General features: G+C 62.5%; 1 protein-coding gene. It reads right to left on the bottom strand.

The window, feature by feature from the left end; all coding sequences use genetic code 11:
* Positions 1–201, bottom strand: a 201-nt coding sequence (locus tag NCR39_RS29245; RefSeq protein ID WP_250456284.1) for a hypothetical protein, incomplete at its 3' end; no start/stop codon positions are given.
* Between the last annotated feature and the right edge of the window lie 74 nt (positions 202–275).

Raw genomic sequence — 275 nt, 5'->3', positions numbered from 1 at the left:
CCCCTCACCGTGGCCAAGATCACGTGAGCACAGCGCGAGCGCTTCTTTGACTTCGTGGCCCTCGCGCAGGTAGTACTCGTAGTTGTCGCGACAAAAGGCACGGCGCAGGGCGTGGCCAGAATCTTTACCCTTAAGGCCTAGCGCAGCAAAACGCTCATGGACGTGCTTTTGGGCTGCACGTGCGGTCGTAGCGTCGACCAAGTGGGACCGCGTCGCCATGACCGTGAGCGCGGCTTGTACGGCTTCTAGGGCTCGCGTGCGATAGGGCGCTGGGA

This window comes from Caballeronia sp. ATUFL_M2_KS44 (assembly GCF_023630965.1).
Lineage (GTDB): Bacteria > Pseudomonadota > Gammaproteobacteria > Burkholderiales > Burkholderiaceae > Caballeronia > Caballeronia concitans.
This window is presented reverse-complemented; position numbering and strand designations above follow the sequence as displayed.